We start from the raw sequence: 2,697 nt of genomic DNA on the forward strand, positions 1-2,697 counted from the left end.
ATGGTGTGCTGCCGAGGACGTTGCATGTGGATGTGCCGACGCCGCAGGTGGACTGGGATGCGGGTGCGGTGGAGTTGTTGACGGAGTCGCGGGCGTGGCCGGTGCGGGATCGTCCGCGTCGGGTGGGTGTGTCGTCGTTCGGTCTGAGTGGGACGAACGCGCATGTGATCGTGGAGCAGGCTCCGGTGGTGGAGGAGCCGGAGGCGGTCGCTTCCGTGGAGCTGCCCGTGGTGCCGGTGGTGTTGTCGGCTCGGAGTGAGAGTGCTCTGTCTGCGCAGGCGGCCAAGCTGCTGGAGCGGCTGGGAGATGCCGCGTCTGTGTTGGATGTCGGGTTCTCGTCGGTGGTGTCGCGTGCGGTGCTGGAGCATCGTGCGGTGGTCGCGGCGGCGGATCGTGAGGAGCTGGTCCGGGGTCTGACCGCGCTGGTCGAGGGCGGGGTTGAGGCGTCGGTGGTGCGGGGGGCGGCACGTCCGGCGGGCAAGGTCGCTTTCCTCTTCACGGGTCAGGGTGCGCAGCGGCTGGGGATGGGCCGGGAGCTGTATGAGGCGTATCCCGTGTTCGCGGAGGCGTTCGACGCAGTCGTGGGTGAGCTGGATGTACGCCTGGATCGTTCGTTGCGTGAGGTGGTGTGGGGCGAGGACGCCGGCCTGCTGAACGGGACGATGTTTGCTCAGGCCGGGTTGTTCGCGGTGGAGACTGCCCTGTTCCGGTTGGTGGAGTCGTGGGGGGTGCGTCCGGACTTCCTGGTGGGTCATTCGGTGGGTGAGATCGCGGCCGCGCACGTGTCCGGTGCTCTGTCGCTGTCCGATGCTGCCGCGTTGGTGGTGGCGCGTGGTCGGTTGATGCAGGGGTTGCCGGCGGGTGGGTCGATGGTGGCGGTGGAGGCGACGGAGGCCGAGGTCCTTCCGTTGTTGAACGGTGAGGTGGGGATCGCGGCGGTCAACGGTCCGCGTTCGGTGGTGGTCTCGGGTACGGAGTCGGCGGTTGCTGACCTGGTGGGGAAGTTCACGGACCGCCGTACGAGTGTGCTTCGGGTGTCGCATGCGTTCCATTCGCCGTTGATGGAGCCGATGTTGGAGGAGTTCGGGGCGGTGGTGGCGGGGTTGTCGTTCGGTGCTCCGTCGATTCCTGTGGTGTCGGGTGTGTCCGGGGATCTGGCTGAGGGCTGGGGTTCGGCGGCGTACTGGGTGCGGCATGTCCGTGAGGCGGTGCGGTTCGCGGACGCGGTGTCGTTCGTCGCGTCGCGGGGTGTGACGTCGTTCGTCGAGGTGGGTCCGGACGGGGTGCTGTGCGGGATGGCGCAGCAGTCGGTGGACGCGGACGCCTCGGTGTTCGTGCCGGTGGTGCGCAAGGGCCGCCCGGAGGTGGTGTCGGCTGTGACGGCGTTGGGCCGGCTGCATGTGGCCGGGGTCGCGGTGGAGTGGTCCCGGTACTTCGAGGGCTCGGGAGCCCGACGCGTCGACCTTCCGACGTACGCCTTCCAGCACCAGAACTACTGGATCGTCGGTGAGCAGCACGGTGCCGACCTCGAATCGATCGGACAGGAGCCGGCCGGCCACCCGCTTCTGAGCGCGGTCGTCACCTCGCCCGACGGCGACAGCGTGACCCTGACCGGTCGCCTGTCCACCGGGGCCCAGCTTTGGCTCGCCGATCACGCGGTCGGTGACGCAGCACTCTTCCCCGGCACGGGCTTTGTGGAACTGGCACTGAGAGCTGCGGCAGAGGTGGGGTACGCCGGACTCGAAGAGCTGACCCTGGAAGCGCCGCTGGTGCTCCCGGAGCAGGGTGGCGTCGCCCTCCAGGTCGTCGTCGGCTCCGCCGACGACTCCGGTCGCCGAACGGTGACCGTGCACTCACGGGTCGAGGCTTCGGATCTGCCGTGGGTACGCCACGCGACTGGTTCCCTCACCGTCGCCGCCGAGGCGCCGGGAGCCGAGACCGCGACCTGGGTCTCCGGTCAGTGGCCGCCGGCCGGTGCGGAGCCGGTGGACCTGGAGGGGTTCTACGAGGGCATGGCCGAGGAGGGGCTGCGGTACGGGCCCGCCTTCCGCGGTCTGAACGCGGCCTGGCGAACCGACGAGCACGTCTTCGCGGAGGTGGGCCTCCCCGAAGGGATCGAGCCCGGTACCTATGCCCTCCACCCGGCGCTGTTCGATGCGGCGTTGCACGGGGTGGCGTTGTCGGGTGCGGTGGGTGAGGGTGCCGCGTTGCCGTTCGCGTGGTCGGGTGTGTCGTTGGGTGCGGTGGGTGCGTCCGTGGTCCGGGTCCGGGTGTCCGTGGTGGGTGAGGGCCGGGTCTCGGTGGCCCTGGCCGACGCGGGCGGCGCGACGGTGGCGACGGTGGATTCGCTCGTGCTGCGCTCGGTCGACGGTGAGCGGCGCGCGGCAGCCGAGTCCGGCGCGAGAGGGTCGCTGTTCGAGGTGGAGTGGCCGGAGGTGGCTCTGCCCGGCGCTGACGCTGCGGACGGTGTGCTCGTCGGCCGCTGGGGTGATGCGGTGGGCTCGTCCGGTGTGGTGCCGGATGTGGTGGTGTTCGAGTCGTTGAGGGGTGGGGGTGGGGTGGGTTCTGCGGGTGGTGTGCGGGATGCGGTGTGTGAGGTGTTGGGGGTGGTGCAGGAGTGGTTGGGCGATGAGCGGTTCGCTGGTGCGCGGTTGGTGGTGCGGACGTCGGGTGCGGTGGCGTTGCCGGGTGAGGGTT

1 protein-coding gene is annotated in these 2,697 nt (G+C 70.0%); it reads left to right on the forward strand.

Annotated features, from left to right (window positions below):
* Positions 1–26: 26 nt before the first annotated feature.
* Positions 27–2,697: type I polyketide synthase (locus tag E6R60_RS36350; RefSeq protein WP_240802825.1), on the forward strand; the 2,671-nt coding region annotated here is incomplete at its 3' end.

The sequence above is a fragment of the Streptomyces sp. A0642 genome, from assembly GCF_004795105.1.
In the GTDB taxonomy this organism is placed as follows: domain Bacteria; phylum Actinomycetota; class Actinomycetes; order Streptomycetales; family Streptomycetaceae; genus Streptomyces.